Annotated in this window: 14 protein-coding genes; 6 read left to right on the top strand and 8 right to left on the bottom strand. The window is 73.2% G+C overall.

Annotated features, from left to right (window positions below):
- Positions 1 to 112 precede the first annotated feature (112 nt).
- Together malQ and ACWD4P_RS19510 are read left to right on the top strand one after the other, a co-directional pair.
- A complete protein-coding gene (malQ, locus tag ACWD4P_RS19515; RefSeq protein ID WP_449780387.1) occupies positions 113 to 2236 on the top strand; it encodes a 4-alpha-glucanotransferase in 2124 nt (707 codons plus the stop codon).
- A 247-nt stretch (positions 2237 to 2483) separates the two neighbouring features.
- On the top strand, positions 2484 to 2711 hold the full coding sequence (locus ACWD4P_RS19510) for a hypothetical protein (RefSeq protein ID WP_359828974.1): 228 nt from the start codon (positions 2484 to 2486) through the stop codon (positions 2709 to 2711).
- Between the two features lie 186 nt (positions 2712 to 2897).
- On the opposite strand, the gene pepN is transcribed toward ACWD4P_RS19510, so the two are convergent.
- Together pepN and ACWD4P_RS19500 are read right to left on the bottom strand one after the other, a co-directional pair.
- Entirely contained in the window at positions 2898 to 5477 is a 2580-nt protein-coding gene (pepN, locus tag ACWD4P_RS19505; protein ID WP_359828975.1) for an aminopeptidase N, read from the bottom strand.
- Positions 5478 to 5625: 148 nt separating this feature from the next.
- Positions 5626 to 7329 carry an outer membrane protein assembly factor BamB family protein gene (locus ACWD4P_RS19500; protein ID WP_449780386.1) on the bottom strand — a complete coding sequence of 568 codons (1704 nt, stop codon included), beginning with the start codon at positions 7327 to 7329 and terminating at the stop codon, positions 5626 to 5628.
- Between the two features lie 474 nt (positions 7330 to 7803).
- Between ACWD4P_RS19500 and ACWD4P_RS19495 the strand changes: the two genes are divergently transcribed.
- The 3 genes from ACWD4P_RS19495 to ACWD4P_RS19485 all read left to right on the top strand — a co-directional run bounded on the left by ACWD4P_RS19495 (position 7804) and on the right by ACWD4P_RS19485 (position 12854).
- Positions 7804 to 8982 carry an ROK family transcriptional regulator gene (locus ACWD4P_RS19495; protein ID WP_359828433.1) on the top strand — a complete coding sequence of 393 codons (1179 nt, stop codon included), beginning with the start codon at positions 7804 to 7806 and terminating at the stop codon, positions 8980 to 8982.
- A gap of 288 nt (positions 8983 to 9270) precedes the next feature.
- Positions 9271 to 11178 carry a 1-deoxy-D-xylulose-5-phosphate synthase gene (gene dxs / locus ACWD4P_RS19490; protein WP_449780385.1) on the top strand — a complete coding sequence of 636 codons (1908 nt, stop codon included), beginning with the start codon at positions 9271 to 9273 and terminating at the stop codon, positions 11176 to 11178.
- Positions 11179 to 11327: 149 nt separating this feature from the next.
- Positions 11328 to 12854 carry an ArnT family glycosyltransferase gene (locus tag ACWD4P_RS19485; RefSeq protein WP_359828436.1) on the top strand — a complete coding sequence of 509 codons (1527 nt, stop codon included), beginning with the start codon at positions 11328 to 11330 and terminating at the stop codon, positions 12852 to 12854.
- 157 nt (positions 12855 to 13011) lie between these two features.
- Here ACWD4P_RS19485 and ACWD4P_RS19480 read toward each other — a convergent pair whose 3' ends face one another.
- The 5 genes from ACWD4P_RS19480 to ACWD4P_RS19460 all read right to left on the bottom strand — a co-directional run bounded on the left by ACWD4P_RS19480 (position 13012) and on the right by ACWD4P_RS19460 (position 19756).
- On the bottom strand, positions 13012 to 15159 hold the full coding sequence (locus ACWD4P_RS19480) for a 3-hydroxyacyl-CoA dehydrogenase NAD-binding domain-containing protein (protein ID WP_359828438.1): 2148 nt from the start codon (positions 15157 to 15159) through the stop codon (positions 13012 to 13014).
- 2 nt (positions 15160 to 15161) lie between these two features.
- Complete coding sequence (locus ACWD4P_RS19475) at positions 15162 to 16379, bottom strand: thiolase family protein (RefSeq protein WP_359828440.1); 1218 nt, start codon at positions 16377 to 16379, stop codon at positions 15162 to 15164.
- 241 nt (positions 16380 to 16620) lie between these two features.
- Positions 16621 to 17868: a ribonuclease D gene (locus tag ACWD4P_RS19470; protein ID WP_359828441.1), complete on the bottom strand. Its 1248-nt coding sequence runs from the start codon at positions 17866 to 17868 to the stop codon at positions 16621 to 16623.
- Between the two features lie 188 nt (positions 17869 to 18056).
- Positions 18057 to 18773, bottom strand: coding sequence for a response regulator transcription factor (locus tag ACWD4P_RS19465; protein WP_359828442.1), 717 nt, complete (start codon positions 18771 to 18773; stop codon positions 18057 to 18059).
- 320 nt (positions 18774 to 19093) lie between these two features.
- On the bottom strand, positions 19094 to 19756 hold the full coding sequence (locus ACWD4P_RS19460; RefSeq protein WP_449780384.1) for a DUF3000 domain-containing protein: 663 nt from the start codon (positions 19754 to 19756) through the stop codon (positions 19094 to 19096).
- 234 nt (positions 19757 to 19990) lie between these two features.
- Here ACWD4P_RS19460 and hemE point away from each other — a divergent pair, with 234 nt between their 5' ends.
- On the top strand, positions 19991 to 21004 hold the full coding sequence (hemE, locus tag ACWD4P_RS19455; RefSeq protein ID WP_359828445.1) for a uroporphyrinogen decarboxylase: 1014 nt from the start codon (positions 19991 to 19993) through the stop codon (positions 21002 to 21004).
- 38 nt (positions 21005 to 21042) lie between these two features.
- Here the strand turns inward: hemE and ACWD4P_RS19450 are convergent, their stop codons facing one another.
- Entirely contained in the window at positions 21043 to 21483 is a 441-nt protein-coding gene (locus ACWD4P_RS19450) for a DUF523 domain-containing protein (RefSeq protein ID WP_449780383.1), read from the bottom strand.
- Positions 21484 to 21485 lie beyond the last annotated feature (2 nt).

Raw genomic sequence — 21485 nt, 5'->3', positions numbered from 1 at the left:
CCGCCGTTCCCGCACCGGGCGCCGACGTGTCGCGCTGGGTGATCGTGGTGTCACGCGGGTAGGACTGTGGCTGTCCCGACCGGGCGTTGCCGAGACATCGCAGGAGCCGCGAGTGGCCGCTTACCACGACAGTGACGGAGCCGAGCAGGTGCCGGCGCAGGATGCCCCGCCGCCGCCCGCCGAACTGGTGGCGCTGGCGCAGGCGTACGGGGTGGACACCCGGTACCCGGGGCCGGGCGGGCAGACGGTGGGGGCGCGGACGCTGGTGGCGGTGCTGGCGGCGATGGGGGTGGCGGCCGGGTCGCCGCAGGAGGTGCGGGAGGCGCTGGAGCGTCACCGGGCCGAGCAGCGGGCCCGGTTGCTGCCGCCGTGCGTGGTGGTGCGGCAGGGGCGGCGCACCGCGCTGGACGTCCCGGCGGACGCCCGGCTGCGGGTGGAACTGGAGGACGGGGGCGGCTGGGAGCTGCCGCGGGGCCACTCGCACTGGCTGCCGGGGGACCTCCCGCTGGGGCGCCACGTGCTGACGGCGGAAGCCGGTACGAGGACCGCGCGGGCCGCGCTGGTGGTCGCGCCCGAGCGGCTGCCGCAGCTGCCCGGCCGCAGCTGGGGCTTCCTCGCCCAGCTGTACTCGGTGCTGTCCGAGCGCTCCTGGGGCATGGGCGACCTCGGCGACCTGGTCGAGCTGGCCCGCTGGGCGGGGGCCGGCCTGGGCGCGGGCTTCGTGCAGATCAACCCGCTGCACCAGGCGCTGCCCGGGGCCCCCTCCGACCCGTCCCCGTACCGCCCGTCCTCGCGCCGCTTCGCCGACCCGGTGCACCTGCGGATCGAGGCCGTCCCCGAGTACGCGTACCTGGACGGCGACCGGCGTGACCAGGCCGAGGAGCTGACCCGCCGGGCCGCCCGGCTGCGCGACGAGGTGCTCGGCCACGACGCGCTGATCGACCGGGACGCCGTCCGGCAGCTCAAGCGCGAGGCCCTGGAGCTGCTGCACGGGGTGCCGCGCGGCCCCGGCCGCCAGGCCGAGTGCGAGGCGTTCCTGCGGCGCGAGGGCGAGTGGCTACGCCGGAACGCCCTGTGGAACGCGCTGGCAGAGGAGCACGGCCCGGACCGGCACCACTGGCCGAAGGGCCTTCGTCACCCGGACGGCCCACAGGTCGAGCGCGCCGCCAAGGAGCTGGAGGAGCGGGTCGAGTTCCACCTGTGGCTCGCCTGGCAGGTCGACCAGCAGCTCGCCCACGCCCAGCGGGCTGCCCGCGAGGCCGGCATGCCGGTCGGCCTGATCCACGACCTGGCCGTCGGCGTCCACCCGGACGGCGCGGACGCCTGGGCGCTGCAGGACGTGCTGGCCGACGGCATCTCGGTCGGCGCCCCGCCGGACGCCTTCAACGCCCACGGCCAGGACTGGGGCCTGCCGCCCTGGCGCCCGGACACGCTCGCCGAGGCCGGCTACGCCCCGTACGCGGAGCTGCTGCGGGCCGCCGCCCGGCACGCGGGGGCGGTGCGGATCGACCACGTGATGGGCCTGTTCCGGCTCTGGTGGGTGCCGAAGGGCCACCCGCCGACCGAGGGCGCGTACGTGCGCTACGACGCGGAGGCGATGCTCGGCGTGCTGGCGCTGGAGGCGCACCGGGCGGGGACGGCGGTGATCGGCGAGGACCTCGGCACGGTGGAGCCGGGCGTGCGGGAGGAGCTGGCGGAGCGCGGGGTGCTCGGCACCTCGGTGCTCTGGTTCGAGCGGGACTGGCAGTCCGACGGCGCGATCCTGGGCCCGGACCGCTGGCGGCCGGGCTGCCTGGCCACCCTCACCACCCATGACCTGCCCAGCACCGCGGCGCGGCTGTCCGGCGAGCACGTCGAGCTGCGGCACCGGCTGGGCCTGCTGGCCCGGCCGCTGGGGGAGGAACAGGCGCAGGCGGCGGCGGAGCTGGCGGACTGGCGGGCCGAGCTGGGCCGGCTCGGGCTGCTGGCGGAGGGCGAGCCGCTGACGATGCCGGTGCTGTACCGCTTCCTGCGGGCCACCCCGGCGGAGCTGGTCGGGGTCTGGCTGCCGGACCTGGTGGGCGACCCGCGGCCGCAGAACCTGCCCGGCACCTGGGACCAGTACCCGAACTGGCGCCTGCCGCTCGCCGACGGCGCCGGCGACCCGGTCACCCTCGACCGCCTCGCCGCCACCCCGGCGGCCGGCCTGCTCGCCCATCTCCTCGCCCCGCCCGGCTCCCGGCCCCACCCGGGCTGACCGCAGACCGCTGGCCCACTGGCCCGCCGGCCCACCGGTCCGCCCGCCCGCCCGACCGACCGGGCGAGGGGCGGTGGAAACCCGCCCCCGCCCGTTAGGCACGCTCCGGCGCACACGCCCCGTCAGGCACACCCGCACCCGCTCCTGTCCCCGCTCGTACGCCCGCGCCCGCCCCGCCGCGAGCGCCCCGCCCCGTCAGGCGGACCCCGACGCGCGCCCTCCCATAAGCAGCGAGTAAGTTGGAAACGTGGACAAGAGGAACGCTTTGCGAGCCGGCGCGGTTTGCGCAACGGTCACGCTGATGATGCTGCTGTCGTCGCCCGCCATGGCCTTCACCAGGGACGACGGTGACGACCCCGGTTCCGGCCTGAGCGTCGGCGAGACCCTCGGCCTGTTCGTGTTCCTCCCGCTCGTCGCCTTCGCGGTGATCGCCGGGCTGGCCGGCCTGCCGTACGGCAAGGGCAAGAAGAAGTAGCTTCGCGCAGAGCGCAGAGCGCAGAGCGCAGGGCGCGGAGGCGACCGCCGCGTCCGCCCGGGACGCACGCGTCCGCCGCGATGCACGCGTCCGCCGAGGACGCACCCGTCCACCCAGGACCCGCACGAACCCCGAAGGGGCGCCGGACGACCCGTCCGGCGCCCCTTCGGGCTTGTCACCGCACCGTCAGCGGGCCCCCGCCGCACGGTCGACGGCCTGGGCCTTGAGCGCGCGCTCGACGCCCGCCCGCGCCTCGACGACCTGGCGCCGCAGCGCCGGGGCCGGCTCGGCCGAGGCCAGCCACGCGTCGGTGGCCTCCAGGGTCGAGGCCGTCACCTCCAGGGCCGGGTACAGCCCGACGATGATCTGCTGCGAGATCTCGTGGCTGCGGGTCTCCCAGACGCCCTTCACCGCGGCGAAGTACTTGGCCGCGTAGGGGGCGATCAGCTCGCGCTGGTCGGACTGCTGGAAGCCGGCGATGACGGCCTCCTGCACATAGTTCGTCAGCTTGTCGGACTCCACCACCGACGCCCAGGCCTCCGCCTTGGCCTCGGCGGTCGGCCGGGCGGCGCGGCAGGTGGCCGCGTGCTCCTGGCCGGCCGCGGTGTTGTCCCGCTCCAGCTCGGCGGCGATGAGCGCCTCGTCGGCCCGGCCGGTGGCGGCGAGGCGCACCAGCAGGGTCCAGCGCAGCTCGGTGTCGACGGCGAGGCCCTTGATCTCGACCGAGCCGTCCAGCAGCCCGGCGAGCAGGTCCAGCTGACCGTCCGTGCGGGCGACCGAGGCGAGGGCGCGGGCCCAGGCCAGCTGGTGGTCGCTGCCGGGCTCGGCGGCGCGCAGGTGCTCCTCCGCGGCGGCGGCCCAGCGGCCGAGGCCCTCCTCGCGCCACTGCGGGTCGGTGTAGGCGTCGAGGGCGAGCTTGACCTGGCGGTGCACGGACTGCACCACGCCGATGTCGCTCTCGCGGCCGATGCCGGACAGCGCCAGCGCCAGGTAGTCGCGGGCGGCCAGCTCGCCGTCGCGGGTCATGTCCCAGGCCGAGGCCCAGCACAGCGCGCGGGGGAGCGAGTCGGTGAAGCCGCCGAGGTGCTCGGTGACGACGGCCATCGAGTCCTCGTCCAGCCGGATCTTGGCGTACGAGAGGTCGTCGTCGTTCAGCAGCACGACGGCCGGGCGGTGCCGGCCGACCAGCTCGGGCACCTCGGTGCGCGGGCCGTCGACGTCCAGCTCGATCCGGTCGGTGCGCACCAGCGCGTCGCCGTTCAGCTCGTACAGGCCGATCGCGATGCGGTGCGGCCGCAGCACGGCCTCGCCCTTGGCGCCGGCGGGCAGCGCCGGGGCCTCCTGGAGGACGGCGAAGGACTCGATCTCACCGTCGGTGTTGACGGTGACGGCGGGCCGCAGCACGTTGATGCCGGCGGTCTCCAGCCAGGCCTTGGACCAGGCCTTGAGGTCGCGGCCGCTGGCCTCCTCCAGGGCGCCGAGCAGGTCGCTGAGCCGGGTGTTGCCCCAGGCGTGGCGCTTGAAGTACGCCTGCACGCCCTGGAAGAAGGCGTCCTGGCCGACGTACGCCACCAGCTGCTTGAGCACCGAGGCGCCCTTGGCGTAGGTGATGCCGTCGAAGTTGACCTGGACGTCCTCCAGGTCGTTGATGTCCGCCATGATCGGGTGGGTGGACGGCAGCTGGTCCTGCCGGTACGCCCAGGTCTTCATCTGGTTGGCGAAGGTGGTCCAGGAGTGCGGCCACTTGGAGCCGGGGGCCTCGGCCTGGCAGACCGCCTCGGCGTAGGTCGCGAAGGACTCGTTGAGCCAGAGGTCGTTCCACCACTCCATGGTGACGAGGTCGCCGAACCACATGTGGGCGAGCTCGTGCAGGATCGTCGCCGCGCGGGCCTCGTACGCGGCGTCGGTGACCTTGGAGCGGAACACGTACTGGTCGCGCAGGGTGACGGCGCCCGCGTTCTCCATCGCGCCGGCGTTGAACTCCGGGACGAAGAGCTGGTCGTACTTGGCGAACGGGTAGGGGAAGTCGAACTTCTCCTGGAAGTAGTCGAAGCCCTGCTTGGTGACCTCGAAGACGGCCTCCGGGTCCAGGAACTCGCGCAGCGAGGGCCGGCAGTAGACGCCCAGCGGCACCTTCTGCTCGCCGTTCTCGTAGGTGTCGAAGACCCCGACGTACGGGCCCGCGACGAGCGCGGTGATGTAGCTGGAGATCCGGCCGGTGGGCTCGAACGTCCAGACCCGGGTGTCGCCGTCGCCGGTCGGCTCCGGGGTCGGCGAGTTGGAGACCACGACCCAGCCCGCCGGCGCGGTCACGGTGAACGCGAACGCGGCCTTCAGGTCGGGCTGCTCGAAGTTGGCGAAGACCCGGCGGGCGTCCGGCACCTCGAACTGGGTGTACAGGTAGGTCTCGCCGTCGACCGGGTCGACGAACCGGTGCAGGCCCTCACCGGTGTTGGTGTACTCGCAGTTCGCGACGACCCGCAGCTCGTTCTCGGCCGCGAGGCCCGGCAGCGGGATGCGGCTGTCGGCGAAGCTCGCCGGGTCCAGCCGCACGCCGTTGAGGGTGATCTCCTCGACGCTCGGGGCGACGAGGTCGATGAAGGTCTCCGCGCCGGGGGTGGTGGCGGTGAACCGGACCACGGTGGTGGACCGGAAGGTGCCGCCCTCGCGGGCCGAACCGAGGTCGAGCTCGATGTCGTACGCGTCCACGTGGAGGAGGTCGGCCCGGGTGCGGGCCTCCTCACGGGTCAGGTTTGTGCCGGGCACTCGTTGCACTCCTTTGTCAGACTGATGGTCCGAATCCTCGCACGTCCAACGCACGGGGCGGCCGAAAGATCACGGGCGGGGCGGGCCCGGGCGGTCAGCCCGTTCCCGCCCCGCCCGTGCGGGTCGCGACGTGGTCACGCCGGTGGCGTCACTTCTTCCACTTGGTCAGTGGACCGTCGGTGGCGCTGTAGCGGCGGAAGGCGTAGACGGCGGCGCCGTCGTCCGAGATCAGGTACTCGGAGGTGCTGCTGCCGATGTTCATGCTGCTCGGCATGGCCATGGTGCCGAGGTCGGTCAGCGAGCCGTCGGTCGGGGAGATCGTCACCAGCCGGGCCGGCTTGTTGTAGCCCTGGTCGACGACCGCGCGGACCTTGCCGTCCTTGTCGGTCCCGGCGACCAGGCGCATGTCATTGCTGGCCGAGCCGGAGTTGGCCGACCACAGCCGCTTGCCGGTGTTCAGGTCGTAGGCGTTGATGCCCGACTTGGTGCCGCTGACCTGGACGTACAGGGTGGTGCCGCTGACCACGTTGCGGGTGACGGCCTCGTCCTGGCCGGAGAGCCGCAGGCTGTCCGAGCCGGGCTCCTTGACGGACATCTGGTTGCCCGGCTTGTTGTCCTTGTCGAACGGCAGGACGTAGTCGCCCTGCGGGCCGTTGGACATCAGCAGCACCAGCGGCTTGTCCTGGACGACCGAGTCGACCTCCTCGATGTTCCCGGCGAGGGTGATCGGGGTGCTGGCCGCCTTGCCGGTCTCGGCGTTGACGATGACCAGCTGCGACTTCGGGCCGCTGGTGCCGTAGCAGCGGTCGCTGACGGCGATCTGGGCACCGGCCGCCTTGGCGCGCAGGACGCAGTCCTTGTCGCGCGGCTGGTACTGCCAGGCCGGCTGGCCGCTGGCGATGCTCAGGGCGCCGACCGCGTTGCCGCCGACGGCGACCACGTTCTCGGTGACGCTGAGGGTCGGCGAGGACATCCGGTCGGCCGAGACCTTGACGCTCCAGAGCAGCTTGCCCTGGGCGAGGTCGACGGCGCCGACGGTGGAGCAGTCGCTGTCACCGGTGTTGAAGGAGACGGCGGCGACACCCTTGGAGTTGGCGCCGTAGGAGGCGGTGCACAGCTCCTTGCTGCCGGCCGGGACGGGGATCGTCCAGGCCTCCTTGCCGTCGGTCAGGTTGTAGGCCCTGATGCCGGAGCTGTCGACGCGCACGGCGAGCTTGTCGGTGCCCCAGACGCCGAGCATCTGGTTCGAGCTGTCCGCGTTGGCGGGCTTGGCGGCGCTCCAGGCGACGTTGAAGGAGGCGTTGCCCTTGGGGGCGGGGCCGGGAGTGGTTCCGCCGTCACCGGTCCCGCCGCTGCTGGTGCCGCCGCTGTCGGCGGCGACCGGGCCCGGCGCCGGGTCGGGGGCGGGCTTGGGGTCCTTGAGCAGGACGACCAGGGCGACCACGATCGAGATCGCCAGCACACCGCCGATGATCCCGCCCCACAGCATCACGGGGTTGCGCTGCTTGGGCGCGACGGGCGCGACGGGGTAGCTGTACCCGCCCTGCGGCGGGTAGTTGTAGCCGCCGGCGTTGTAGGCCTGCCCGGCGTCCGGGGCGCCGTACGCGCCGGGGACCGGGTCGTACGGACCGACCGGCGCGCCGGGCGGCGGCGGGGCCTGGGTGGGGAACCCGCCGGCTGCGGTCGGCGCGTACGCCGCGTACTCCGGGCTGCCGACGGGCGGCTGCGCGGGCGGTGCCGGCGGCTGGGCGGGCGGCGGCCCGGCGGGCGCGACCGGACCCGGCGCGACCGGACCCGGCACGACCGGGCCGGGGGCCTGGCCCGGGACGGCGGCGCCGTCGAGCTGCGTCATCTGGTCCGCGACGGCGGCCGGATCCACACCGCCGCCCGGCGGGCGCCCGAACGAGACGCCCCGATTGTCCTGCGGGCCGCTGCCGGGCGCTTCGCCTGCCCCCGGCGTAGGGTGATCCCCTGCCATCTGATTCCCCGTCATGTCTGGAAGCGTCCCCCTGCCGGTGCCGTCCACGGCCCGGCTGGGACGGTGATAAGTGGCACCCATGCTAGTGGTGCGTCATTTTCGGCCGCTGCCAGGACGGCCGTTGGCCGTCCCCGCAGGTCCAGGCCGTGCAACACCTTCACCCGCCGATCACCGCGCCCCCACGCCCCGGCGCCGGCGCCCTCGGCCCGCGCCGCCCGCCCGCGGTGCGCGCCTCCCCGGTGCTCCCGCCCGCCCCGCCCGGAACCCCCGCGCGGGCCCCCGGGCCTTACCCTTCAGGAGTTGAAGGGGACACCCGGCGGAGGGGTCCCCGCCCTGGGAGGGTGGATCATGTCGACGGACACACCGGGCTCGCAGTCCTCGCTGCACCGGGCGAACCTGGAACGGGTGCTCCGCGCGGTACGGATGGCCGGCTCGCTGACCCAGGCCGAGATCGCCCGCGGCACCGGACTGTCCGCGGCCACCGTGTCCAACATCGTGCGGGAGTTGAAGGAGAGCGGCACCGTCGTGGTCGCCGACACCTCCTCCGGCGGCCGCCGCGCCCGCAGCGTCTCGCTCAGCGGGGACGCCGGCATCGTGGTCGGCATCGACTTCGGCCACACCCACCTGCGGGTCGCGGTCGGCAACCTGGCCCACCGGGTGCTGGCCGAGGAGAGCGCCCCGATCGACGTCGACGTCTCCGCCCAGCAGGGCTTCGACCGCGCGGAGGCGATGGTCGAGCGGCTGCTGGCACAGGCCGGGTTCCGCCCCGACAAGGTGATCGGCGTCGGCCTCGGCGTGCCCGGCCCGATCGACGTGGAGACCGGCGCGCTCGGCTCCACCGCGATCCTGCCCGGCTGGACGGGCATCGCCCCGGGCCGGGAGCTGGCCGAGCGGCTCGGCATGCCGGTGCACGTGGACAACGACGCCAACCTGGGCGCGCTCGGCGAGCTGGTCTGGGGCGCCGGCCGGGGGCTGAGCGACCTCGCCTACATCAAGGTGGCCAGCGGCGTCGGCGCCGGGCTGGTGGTGAACGGCCAGATCTACCGCGGCCCGGGCGGCACCGCGGGTGAGATCGGGCACATCACCCTGGACGAGGCCGGGCCGGTCTGCCGCTGCGGCAACCGCGGCTGCCTGGAGACCTTCGTCGGCTCCCGCTACCTCCTCTCGCTGCTCCTCCCCACCCTCGGCCCGGACCTCAGCCTGCCGCGGGTGGTCGAGCTGGCCCAGCAGGGCGACCTCGGCTGCCGCCGGGTGATCGCCGACGCGGGCCGGCAGATCGGCACCGGCGTCGCCACCCTCTGCAACCTGCTGAACCCCCGCCGGGTGATCCTCGGCGGGGACCTCGCCGAGGCCGGTGAGCTGGTGCTCTCCCCGATCCGGGACTCGGTGGCCCGCTACGCGATCCCGAGCGCGGCCCGTCAGCTCTCGGTCGTCCCCGGCACCCTCGGCGGCCGGGCCGAGGTGCTCGGCGCGCTGGCCCTGGTGATGAGCGAGATGGGGGAGTCCGGCGCGCTGGGCCGTCCCTAGGGGGTGTTCGTGGTCATCGCCGGCTCCGGTGGCACGAGCGGGCCGGCGGGCCCGGCGCAAGCGCGATCGAACGCCAGTGCGTCAATTCGGTATGACCCGGCTCCCCCGTCCGACCTCCTGGAATGGCGGCAACCGAGCGGTGGCACCGGGCGCGCCGCTCGGTGTCCGGGAGGCGGACATTAGACTCGACCGGTCGGCACCGGCCGGGACCGTCGGCCTGCCGCCGGGACGGGCAGCGACGCCCGCCGGACCGTCCGTGGTCCGCGAACACTGAACGAGGAGGAACGGGTGGCCCTGCTGACCCGCATTCGGGGACCGCGCGATCTCGACCGGCTCACGCCCGGACAGCTGGCCGCGCTGGCCCAGGAGATCCGGACCTTCCTGGTGACCGAGGTCTCGAAGACGGGCGGCCACCTCGGCCCCAACCTCGGCGTGGTGGAGCTCACCATCGCGCTGCACCGGGTCTTCGACTCGCCGCGCGACCGGATCCTCTTCGACACCGGCCACCAGAGCTACGTCCACAAGCTGCTCACCGGCCGCCAGGACTTCTCCCGGCTGCGGATGAAGGGCGGCCTGTCCGGCTACCCGTCCCGCGCCGAGTCCGAGCACGACGTGATCGAGAACTCGCACGCCTCCACCGTCCTCTCGTACGCCGACGGCCTGGCCAAGGCCAACCAGATCCTGGGCAAGAACGACCCGGTCGTCGCGGTGATCGGCGACGGCGCGCTCACCGGCGGCATGGCCTGGGAAGCGCTCAACAACATCGCCGACGCCAAGGACCGCCCGCTCGTCATCGTCGTCAACGACAACGAGCGCTCCTACTCGCCGACCATCGGCGGCCTGGCCAACCACCTCGCCACCCTGCGCACCACCCAGGGCTACGAGCGCTTCCTGTCCTGGGGCAAGGACGCGCTCCAGCGCACCCCGGTGGTCGGCCAGCAGCTGTTCGAGACGCTGCACGGCGCCAAGAAGGGTCTCAAGGACTTCATCGCCCCGCAGGGCATGTTCGAGGACCTCGGCCTCAAGTACATCGGCCCGATCGACGGCCACGACCTGACCGCCCTGGAGTCCGCGCTGACCAAGGCGCGCGGCTTCGGCGGCCCGGTGATCGTGCACTGCCTCACCGAGAAGGGCCGCGGCTACCACGCCGCCGAGAACAACGACGAGGACCGCTTCCACGCGGTCGGCAAGATCCACCCGGAGACCGGCCTGCCGATCACGAGCGGCGGCGGGCGGAGCTGGACCTCGGTCTTCGCGGAGGAGATGGTCGCCCTCGGCCACGAGCGCGAGGACATCGTCGGCATCACCGCCGCCATGCTCCACCCGGTGGGTCTGGCCCCGTTCGCCGAGGCCTTCCCGGACCGCATCTTCGACGTCGGCATCGCCGAGCAGCACGCCGTCACCAGCGCCGCCGGCCTGGCCACCAACGGCCTGCACCCGGTGTTCGCGGTCTACGCGACCTTCCTGAACCGGGCCTTCGACCAGGTCCTGATGGACGTCGCCCTGCACAAGCTGGGCGTCACCTTCGTCCTGGACCGGGCCGGGGTCACCGGTGACGACGGCGCCTCGCACAACGGCATGTGGGACATGTCGATGCTGCAGATCATCCCGAGCCTGCGGCTGGCCGCCCCGCGCGACGCCGAGCAGGTCCGCGCCCAGCTGCGCGAGGCCGTCGAGGTCGAGGACGCCCCGACCGTGGTCCGCTACTCCAAGGGCACGGTCGGCCCGGCCGTCCCCGCGGTCGGCCGGATCGGCGGCATGGACGTGCTGCGCGCCGCCGAGGAGCCCTCCGGTGCCCACCGCGCGGACGTGCTGATCGTCTCGGTCGGTGCGATGGCCCCCACCAGCCTGGAGGTCGCCGACCTGCTGGCCGCCCAGGGCGTCACCGCCACCGTGGTGGACCCGCGCTGGGTCAAGCCGGTGGACGCGGCCCTGCCGGGCCTGGCCGCCGAGCACCGGGTGGTCGTCACGATCGAGGACAACGGCCGGGTGGGCGGCGTCGGCGCGGCCGTGGCGCAGGCGCTGCGGGACGCGGACGTGGACCTGCCGGTGCGCGACTTCGGCATCCCGCAGGAGTTCCTGGACCACGCCAGCCGGGCCGAGATCCTGGCCGAGATCGGCCTGAACGCCCCGGACATCGCCCGAAAGGTGACGGCTCTGGTCGCCAAGCTGGACACGGCGCCGGTCAAGGCCTGACCGGAGGCCGCCCGGGCGGACCGGTCGCCGTTTCGTCGACGACCGTTTGTCGTAACTTCGTAACAGTTCGTCACGAAACAAGCTGACAATCCCACCGAAAGGCGGGACCGGCGCCACCCGCGCCGATCCCGCCGGGTAGGTTGTCACCCGTGCCGACCCCCACCCGCCTCCGCCTCACCGGACTGGCCGAGCGCCTGCCCGAGCGCGTCCGTACCCATGTGCTGGCCGGGTACTGGACCAGGCTGGTGCCGGTGCTCGCGCTGGTCGCCCTGCTCACCCACATCCCCTCCTTCGCCCGGCCCGTCTGGAGCCCGGACGAGGGCTTCCTGGCCACCCAGGCCCGGATGCTCGCGGACGGCGGAGTGCTGTACGACACCGTGGTGGACCGCAAGCCGCCGCTGCTGCCCTGGCTCTACCAGGCCTGCTTCGCGGTCTTCGGCTCCGCCTCGCTCTGGCCGCTGCGCACCCTGGCCGTGGTGGCCCACCTGGTCACCGCGATCCTGCTGGCCTCGATCGCCCGCGGCCGCTGGGGCAACCGGGCCGGGGCCGGGGCCGGACTGCTCTACCTGCTGGTCTCCATCGGGCTCTCCCCGGAGGACACCCAGGCGGCGACCTTCGAGGTCTTCATGCTGCCCGCCATGGTGGCCGCCTTCCGGTACGCCGAACGGCGCCGCTGGCTGGCCGCGGGCATCGCGGTCGCCCTGTGCTCACTGACCAAGCAGACCGGCGGCGCCGTGCTGCTGCCGGTGCTCTGGATGCTGTTCCAGGACGCCCGTCGGCGCGGGGTGCGCTGGCCGCCCGCGCTGTTCAAGATCGGGTTCGGCTTCACCCTGCCGATAGCGCTGGTCGCGGTGATCCTCACCAAGCCCAAGGGCTTCCTCTTCTGGGTGGTCACCGGCAGCGGCGACTACGCCTCCTTCGGCGGCGCCTGGCTCCAGATGCTCGGCCGGGCGCTCGGCAACTCGGCCATCCTGGCCGTGGCCGGCCTGGGCTTCCTGCTCCCGGTCGGGCGCCGGCTCTGGCTCAAGCACCGGCACCGCCCGCTGCCGGTGGCCGGCGAGGAGCACGGCTCGACCACCGACCTCTGGGTCTGGCTGCTGTCCTCGCTGGTGGCGGTCAGCGTGGGCTTCCACTTCTTCGGCCACTACTACCTCCAGCTGATGCCGCCGCTGGTGCTGCTGGGCACCGGGGCGGTGGCCACCTCGGCGGTCCGCTGGAAGCCCGTCCTGGTGTACACCACGGCCGCCGCCACGGTGTTCTGGTGCCTGGCGCTGGCCTGGCCGGGGGAGCGGCTCAACCGCACCACCGAGGTCGCCACCGCCGTCGCCGCCCAGACCACCCCCAAGGACCGCCTGCTGGTCTGGGGCATGCACCCCGAGCTGTACTGGCTGGCCGACCGCAAGCCCGCCACCCGCTACTTGACGGCCGGCTTCCTCACCAACTACAGCGGCGGCAAGGACGGCAACCAGAACGTCGGCGAGCAGTTCAGCGTCTCCAACGCCTGGCAGACCTTCGACAAGGAGCTGGCCGACGGCCTGCCCGAGGTCGTGGTCGACGACTCCGGCATCGCCCCGTACCAGCCGGTCATGGTCCCGCGGATCGAGAACCTGCTGGACACCCACTACGAGATGGTCGGCGTCTTCGCCGACACCGTGGTCTACCGCCTCAAGCACTGAGACGTCCGTACACGGCCCGTGCCCGGGTCGCCCCTGTACACGGCCCGTGCCTGGGCCGCCCCCGTACACGGCCCGCACGGCGTCACCCCCGTACACACCGAGGAGCCCCGGTGACCACTCGGTCACCGGGGCTCCTCCGTGTACAGCGGGCCGTGCGTTACGCGGGCACCGAGGCCACGCCGGGGGCGAGGAAGGGCTTGCCGTTCACCCGCTCCGAGATGCCCTCACGGTCCAGGTACGGGGTGATCCCGCCCAGGTGGAAGGGCCAGCCGGCACCGGTGATCATGCAGAGGTCGATGTCCTGCGCCTCGGCGACGACACCCTCCTCCAGCATCAGGCCGATCTCCTGCGCCACGGCCTCCAGGGAGCGGGCACGGACCTGCTCCTCGGTGAGCACCGAGTCGCCGAAGGTCAGCAGTGCGAGCACCTCGGGGTCGAGGACCTGCCGGCCGTCCGTCCAGGTGTAGAAGCCGCGCTTGCCGGCCTTGACCACCTCGGCGAGGTTCTCGGAGACGGTGAACCGCTCCGGGAAGGCGCCGGCCAGGGTCTCCGAGACGTGCAGGGCGATGGCCGGGCCGACCAGCTCCAGCAGCACGATCGGGGACATCGGCAGGCCGAGCGGCTCGACGGCCTTCTCGACGTCGGCGATCGGGGTGCCCTCGTCGATGATGTTCTGGATCTCGCCCATGAAGCGGGTCAGGATCCGGTTCACCACGAACGCCGGGCGGTCCTTGCACAGGACCGAGGTCTTCTTCAGCTTCTTCGACACCGCGAAGGCGGTGGCCAGCGAGGCGTCGTCGGTGCCGTCGCCGCGGACGATCTCCAGCAGCGGCAGGATCGCGACCGGGTTGAAGAAGTGGAAGCCGACGACCCGCTCGGGGTGCTTCAGCTTCGAGGCCATCTCGGTGACCGACAGCGAGGAGGTGTTGGTCGCCAGCACGCAGGTCGGCGAGACCACGTTCTCCAGGTCCGCGAAGACGGTCTGCTTGACGCCCATCTCCTCGAACACGGCCTCGATGACGAAGTCCGCGTCGCCGAAGGCGGCGGCCTTGTCCAGCGAGCCGGAGACCAGGCCCTTGAGGCGGTTGGCCTTGTCCTGGCCGATCCGGCCCTTGCCGAGCAGCTTGTCGATCTCGGCGTGGACGTAGCCGACGCCCTTGTCGACGCGCTCCTGGTCGATGTCGGTGAGGACCACCGGCACCTCCAGACGGCGGGCGAACAGCAGCGCCAGCTGAGAGGCCATCAGGCCGGCGCCGACGACGCCGACCTTGGTGACCGGGCGGGCCAGCGACTTGTCCGGCGCGCCGACCGGGCGCTTGGCCCGGCGCTGCACCAGGTTGAAGGCGTAGATGCCGCTGCGCAGCTCGCCGCTCATGATGAGGTCGGCCAGGGCCGCGTCCTCGGCGTCGAAGCCGGCCTGCAGGCTCGCCTTGTCCGCCAGGTCGAAGTCCTTGGCGGCGGCGATGATGTCCAGCGCCTTGTAGGCGGCCGGGGCGGCGCCGTGCACCTTGCCGTCGGCGACCATGCGGCCCCAGAGGACGGCGTCGTCCCAGGCCTTGCCGCGGTCGATCGCCTCGCGCTCGACGACGACGTCGCCCTTGACGACCTTGGCGGCCCAGAGCAGCGACTGCTCCAGGAAGTCGGCCGGCTCGAAGATCGCGTCGGCGATCCCCAGCTCGAACACGTCCTTGCCCTTGAGCTGCTTGTTCTGGTTCATCGAGTTCTCGACGATGACCTTGACGGCCTTACCGGCACCCACCAGGTTCGGCAGGATGGTGCAGCCGCCCCAGCCGGGGACGAGGCCGAGGAAGACCTCGGGCAGCGAGAAGGCCGGGACGCCCGCCGAGACCGTGCGGTAGTCACAGTGCAGGCCGACCTCGACGCCGCCGCCCATCGCCGCGCCGTTGTAGAAGGCGAAGGTCGGGACGGGCAGCGCGCCGATCCGCTTGAAGACCTCGTGGCCGCCCTTGCCGATGGCCAGCGCGTCCGCGTGCTCCTTGAGCAGCTCGACGCCCTTGAGGTCGGCGCCGACCGCGAAGATGAACGGCTTGCCGGTGATCGCGGCACCGACGATCCGGCCCTCGGCCGCCTCGGCCTCGACCTGGTCCAGCGCCGCGTCCAGCTTGAGCAGCGAGCCCGGGCCGAAGGTGGTCGGCTTGGTGTGGTCGAAGCCGTTGTCCAGGGTGATCAGGGCCAGCTTGCCGGCCTGCAGCGGCAGGTCGAGGTGGCGCACGTGGGCGGTCGTGACGACCTCGCCCGGGAACAGCTCGGCGCCGTGCTGGAGCAGCTCAGTGGTGTTGCTCATGCTCACTTACCACCCTCGAAGTGCGGGTTCTCCCAGATGACGGTCGCACCCATGCCGAACCCGATGCACATCGTGGTGAGGCCGTAGCGGACGTCCGGGCGCTGCTCGAAGCGGCGGGCCAGCTGGTTCATCAGGCGAACGCCCGAGGAGGCCAGCGGGTGGCCGAAGGCGATGGCCCCGCCGTACGGGTTGACGCGCTCGTCGTCGTCCGCGATGCCGTAGTGGTCGAGGAAGGCCAGCACCTGGACGGCGAAGGCCTCGTTGACCTCGAAGGCCTGGATGTCGTCGATGGTCAGACCGGCCTTGGCCAGGGCCTTCTCGGTGGCCGGCACCGGGCCGATGCCCATGACCTCGGGCTCCACGCCGGCGAAGGCGTAGGAGACCAGGCGCATCTTGACCGGGAGGCCGAGCTCCTCGGCGACGTCCTCGGCGGCCAGTAGCGAGGCGGTGGCGCCGTCGTTCAGACCGGCCGAGTTGCCCGCGGTGATGTTGCCGTGCGGGCGGAACGGGGTCTTGAGGCCCGCCAGGGACTCCATGGTGGTGCCCGGGCGCATCGGCTCGTCCACGGTGGCCAGGCCCCAGCCGGTCTCGCCGACCTCCGGGTTGGTGTTGCGGATCGAGATCGGCACCAGGTCGGGCTGGATGTCGCCGTTGGCGTACGCCTTGGCGGCCTTCTCCTGGGAGCGCACGGCGTAGGCGTCGCAGCGCTCCTTGGTCAGGTGCGGGAACCGGTCGTGCAGGTTCTCCGCGGTCATGCCCATGAACAGGGCGGACTCGTCGACCAGCTTCTCGGAGACGAAGCGCGGGTTCGGGTCGACGCCCTCGCCCATCGGGTGGCGGCCCATGTGCTCGACACCGCCGGCCACGACCACGTCGTACGCGCCGAAGGCGATGCCGCCGGCGGTGGTGGTCACGGCGGTCAGCGCACCGGCGCACATGCGGTCGATCGCGTAGCCGGGGACGGACTTCGGCAGGCCGGCCAGCAGGGCGGCGGTGCGCCCGATGGTCAGGCCCTGGTCGCCGATCTGGGTGGTGGCCGCGACGGCGACCTCGTCGATGCGCTCGACGGGCAGGCTCGGGTTACGGCGCACGAGTTCCCGGATGCACTTGACGACCAGGTCGTCGGCGCGGGTCTCGTGGTAGATGCCCTTCGGGCCGGCCTTGCCGAACGGGGTGCGGACGCCATCGACGAAGACGACGTCCCTCGCGGTACGAGGCACGGGGGCTCTCCTCCCAGGGACCAACATTTCGAGGTGGGCAGGCTGCCGCCGTCGAAGACCCGAGCGGCGCCGCTCCACGGCCATGCTACCCGCCGGTAACCAACCTGCCCAGGCCTCTCGGAGGGATCCGACCATGTGTCCCCCGACACGTTCCCGGCCGTCCGACCAGCGGCGCCGTTCCCGGGTGCGACGAAGGGGATGTCACCCGTACGGATGACATCCCCTTCCCGCTGTCGGCCTGTCAGCCCGCCGTGGCCGCGGCCGCGGCGGCGAACGCGGCCGCCACCGCCGGCGCCACCAGGTCCACCTGCCACTGCCGGGCGCCGAGCCCGCGCAGCGCGGCGGCCACGGTCTCCGGGTCCGGATCGGCCGGCGGCGCCCAGGAGACCCGCCGGACCAGGTCCGGGGTGATCAGGTTCTCGGCCGGCACGTGGTACCGCTCGGCCAGCTCGGCGATCGCGCCGCGCGCGCCGGACAGCCGGGCGGCGGCCACCGGGTCCTTCTCGGCCCAGGCCCGCGGCGGCGGCGGTCCGTCGTGCGGCGCGGTGGACGGCGGCAGCATGCTCTCAGGGATCTCCCGGGCGCGCTGCACGGCCGCGAGCCACTGCTCCAGCTGGCGCCGGTGCACCCGGGGGCCGAAGCCCTGGACGGCCTGCAGGGCGGCGATGTTCAGCGGCATGGCCAGCGCGGCGTTGACGATGGCCGCGTCCGCGAGGACCCGGCCGGGGGAGACGTCGCGGTCCTGCGCCATCCGGTCGCGGACGAGCCACAGCTCGCGCACCACGGCCAGCTGACGGCGGCGGCGGACCTTGTGCAGCTGGGAGGTGCGGCGCCACGGGTCGGTGCGCGGGGCGGGGCGCGGCGCGGCGGCGATCGAGGCGAACTCCTCCATCGCCCAGCCGAGCTTGCCCTGGGCGTCCAGCTCCCGTTCGAGTGCGTCGCGCAGCTCGACCAGCACCTCGACGTCCAGAGCGGCGTAGCGCAGCCACGGCTCGGGCAGCGGGCGGGTGGACCAGTCGACCGCGGAGTGCTCCTTGGCCAGGCTCAGCCCCAGCACGTTCTCGGTCATCGGCCCGAGGCCGACCCGGGCGAAGCCGGCGATCCGCCCGGCCAGCTCGGTGTCGAACAGGCGCCGGGGTCTCATGCCGACCTCGGACAGGCAGGGCAGGTCCTGGGAGGCCGCGTGGACCACCCACTCGGCGTCCTCGACGGCCCGGCCGAGCGCGCTGAGGTCCGGGCAGGCGATCGGGTCGATCAGGGCGGAGCCGGAACCCGCGCGGCGCAGCTGGATGAGGTAGGCGCGCTGCCCGTAGCGGTAGCCGGAGGCCCGTTCGGCGTCGACGGCCACCGGTCCGTCGCCCGCGGCGAAGGCGGCGACGACGGCGGACAGCGCCTGCTCGTCCGCCACCACGGGCGGGATCCCCTCCCTCGGCTCGAGGAGCGGGACCGGGGCTGCTTCTTCTGGGATGGCTGCTACGGCGTCGGTCACCCCCCAAGGGTACGACGGTCCTCGCGACCGGGAGTGTTGTCGGACTGGTCAGACTGTTGATCGCCCGCGGAGCCGCCCGCCCGTCCCCGGGGCCGGATCCGTGCGCCAGGGGCTCCCCGGAACAGCGGTGCGGCGGCCGAGGAGGAAACGTTCCTCCTCGGCCGCCGCAGCGGTCCGGAGCGCCCGGCTCAGTGGATGATGCCGGTGCGCAGCGCGACCGCGACCATCCCGGCGCGGTCGCCGGTGCCCAGCTTGCGGGCGATCCGGGCGAGGTGGCTCTTGACGGTCAGTGCCGACAGGCCCATGGCCACGCCGATCGCCTTGTTGGACTGCCCTTCGGCGACCAGCCGCAGGACCTCGACCTCGCGGCCGGAGAGCTCGCGGTAGGCGGCCTGTTGCGCGCCCGGCGCACCAGGGGCTCCGGGGGCGCCCGGCGCACCGGACGCGCCCGGCATGCCCGGCATCCCGGGGCGGCGCATCCGGCCGGCCAGCCCGGCGGCGCCGAGCGGCAGGCCCGGGCGGCCCGGCATCGCGACGTTCGTCCGGGTGCCGGTCACCACGTATCCCTTGACGCCGCCGGCCAGCGCGCTGCGGACCGCGCCGATGTCGTCGGCGGCGGACAGCGCCAGGCCGTTGGGCCAGCCCGCGGCGCGGGTCTCGGCGAGGATGGTCAGCCCGGAGCCGTCCGGAAGATGCACGTCGGCGACGCAGATGTCGCGCGGTGTGGACACCCGGGGGCGGGCCTCGGCGATCGAGGACACCTCGATCACGTCCCGGACGCCGAGGGCCCACAGGTGGCGGGTGACGGTGTTTCGGACGCGGGGATCGGCGATGACCACCATGGCGGTGGGCTTGGTCGGCCGGTAGGCGACCACGTTTGCGGGGTGCTCAAGAAGGACCGACACCAGGCCTCCTGCGGGGAGTGGCGGACGGAACCCCGATGGGGGCGGTCGGAGTGTTCCGCGTTCGGAAAGGGTCACAGTCTGCTTCGGCAGCATCCGTGCCCGGCTTTAGCGAAAGATCACGATCTAGTGAGTAACAATACGGACAAATCGCGCAAATGATTGATGCGACATGCCTGGTATTCGCACAAAATCGATCAGATTCGATGCCAATCGGTCGGTATCGACCGATGAATTGACGCAGAGCGGGTCCGAAGTCACACTCCGTCAGCCCTGGGGGTGGCGTCCGGCCCCGGGGTGCCGCCGGGGCCGCACACCACCCGTCAGTGCGACCGGGGGCGTCGCCGCGCCGGCATCGGGACCACCCCACCGAGTGAAGGAACCTCGGCCGGTCCCTGCGCGGCCGGAGCGGCCGGCGGCAGGCCGGCGCTGACGCACAGCAGGTCCGCCCAGGCCGCCAGGTGCCGCTCGAAGCGGCCGTCGGCCGGCGTCCAGGAGGCCCGGATCTCGATCTCGGTCGAGGACGGGCGGTCCGCCAGACCCCCGAAGTACTGGGAGGCGGCCAGGGACACCGTGCCGGACGGCTCCGCGTACCCGGCGCCGTGCGCCTGCAGGGAGTCCAGCAGCCACGCCCAGCCGACCTCGGAGAGCATCGGGTCGCCGGCCATCTCCGGCTCCAGCTCGGCCCGGGTCATCGTCACCACCCGGAACTCCCCGTTCCAGGCCTCCTGCCCGGCCGGGTCGTACAGCAGCACCAGCCGGCCGTCCGCCAGCTCCTCGCCGTCCACCTCGACCGCGGCGGTCACCGCGAACGAGTACGGGGCCAGCCGGCGCGGCGCCGGCGCGGGGGAGAGCTGCACCTCGGGCCGCAAACGGGCCCCGTCCAGGGCCGCCACCGCCGCCCGGAACTCGCTCGGCGCCCCCTCGCGACCCGCTCCACCACCTGCTCCGCCACCCTGCGCGGGGTGCCCTCCGACCGCTGCCATGACCCGAAGACTAGGTCGAAGACCGGGGTTATCGCCGCAACTTCTCTCCCAGCGGCGTGCCGGAACGGCAAAACCCGGGCAGATCTTGGAGGAACCCACGAGACCGGCCGGGAAACCGGGCCCGGCACGCGTGCGAAGATTTGACGCGTGAGCGAGACAACGGCAGACACCACGGCCCACCACGACGGCCCGACCACTCCCGAGCGTCGCGGCGCCGCGCACGACTCGGCGTTCCTGCGGGCCTGCCGGCACGAGCCGGTGCCGCACACCCCGGTGTGGTTCATGCGCCAGGCCGGCCGCTCGCTGCCCGAGTACCTGAAGGTCCGCGAGGGCATCCCCATGCTGGAGTCCTGCATGCGGCCCGAGCTGGTCAAGGAGATCACCCTCCAGCCGGTGCGCCGGCACAAGGTGGACGCGGCGATCTTCTTCAGCGACATCGTGGTGCCGCTCAAGGCCGTCGGCATCGACGTCGACATCAAGCCCGGCATCGGCCCGGTCATCGCCGACCCGATCCGCACCGTCGAGGACCTGAAGCGGCTGCGCCCGCTGGAGCCCGACGACGTCCCCTACATCACCGAGGCCGTCGGCCTGCTCGTGGACGAGCTCGGCGAGACCCCGCTGATCGGCTTCGCCGGCGCCCCGTACACGCTGGCCAGCTACCTGGTCGAGGGCGGCCCGTCCAAGAACCACGAGAACACCAAGGCCATGATGTACGGGCAGCCCGAGCTGTGGGCCGCCCTGGTGGACCGGCTCGCGGACATCACCTCGGCCTTCCTCAAGGTGCAGATCGAGGCCGGCGCCTCGGCGGTCCAGCTGTTCGATTCCTGGGTCGGCGCGCTCGCGCCGGACGACTACCGCCGCTCGGTGATGCCGTCCAGCGCCAAGGTCTTCGACTCCGTCGCCCACTACGGGGTGCCGAGGATCCACTTCGGCGTCGGCACCGGCGAACTGCTCGGCCTGATGGGCCAGGCCGGCGCGGACATCGTCGGCGTCGACTGGCGGGTGCCGCTGAACGTCGCCGCCGAGCGGGTCGGCCCGGGCAAGGGCCTCCAGGGCAACCTCGACCCGGCGGTGCTGTTCGCGCCGACCAAGGTCGTGGAGACCAAGGCCCGCGAGGTGCTGCACGCCGCCCAGGCACTCGGCACCAGCGGCCACATCTTCAACCTCGGCCACGGCGTGCTGCCGTCCATGGACCCGGACGCGCTCAGCCGCCTCGTCGCCTTCGTCCACGAGGCCAGCGCGCGCTGACCCCGCGGTGGCGGGCCCCCGGCTCCGGGGGCCCGCCACTACCCGGCCGTGACCTCGATCCCGGCCCGGCGCAGCAGCGCCGCCGTCACGCCGTCACCGGGGCGCAGCTCCCCGGTGAACGTCCCGTCGTACACCTGCCCGCAGCCGCAGGACGGGCTGCGGGCCATCAGCACCGCCCGCCGGGCCCCGGCCTCCTCGGCGGCGGCGAGCGCCGCCCGGGCGCCGGCCACGAACTCCGCGGTGCAGTCCGCCCCGGTGGCGTCCACCACCCGGGCCCGCCCGTCCAGCACGTCCGCGCCGTCCCCGCCCACGATCTCCGCCGGCGGCCGCGGCGTCGGCAGCCCGCCCGCCCCCTCCGGGCACACCACCACGGCCCGCCCCTCCTCGACCAGCCGCACGGCGCCCTCGGAGGTCTTCGCCCGCCCGTCGTACCGGCAGGGGACGCCGGCCAGACACGCGCTCACCACGATCGGTTCCATGG

It is taken from the genome of Kitasatospora sp. NPDC002543 (genome assembly GCF_053594915.1).
The sequence above is the reverse complement of the archived record's forward strand: the minus strand, read 5'-3'. Positions and strand labels throughout refer to the sequence as shown.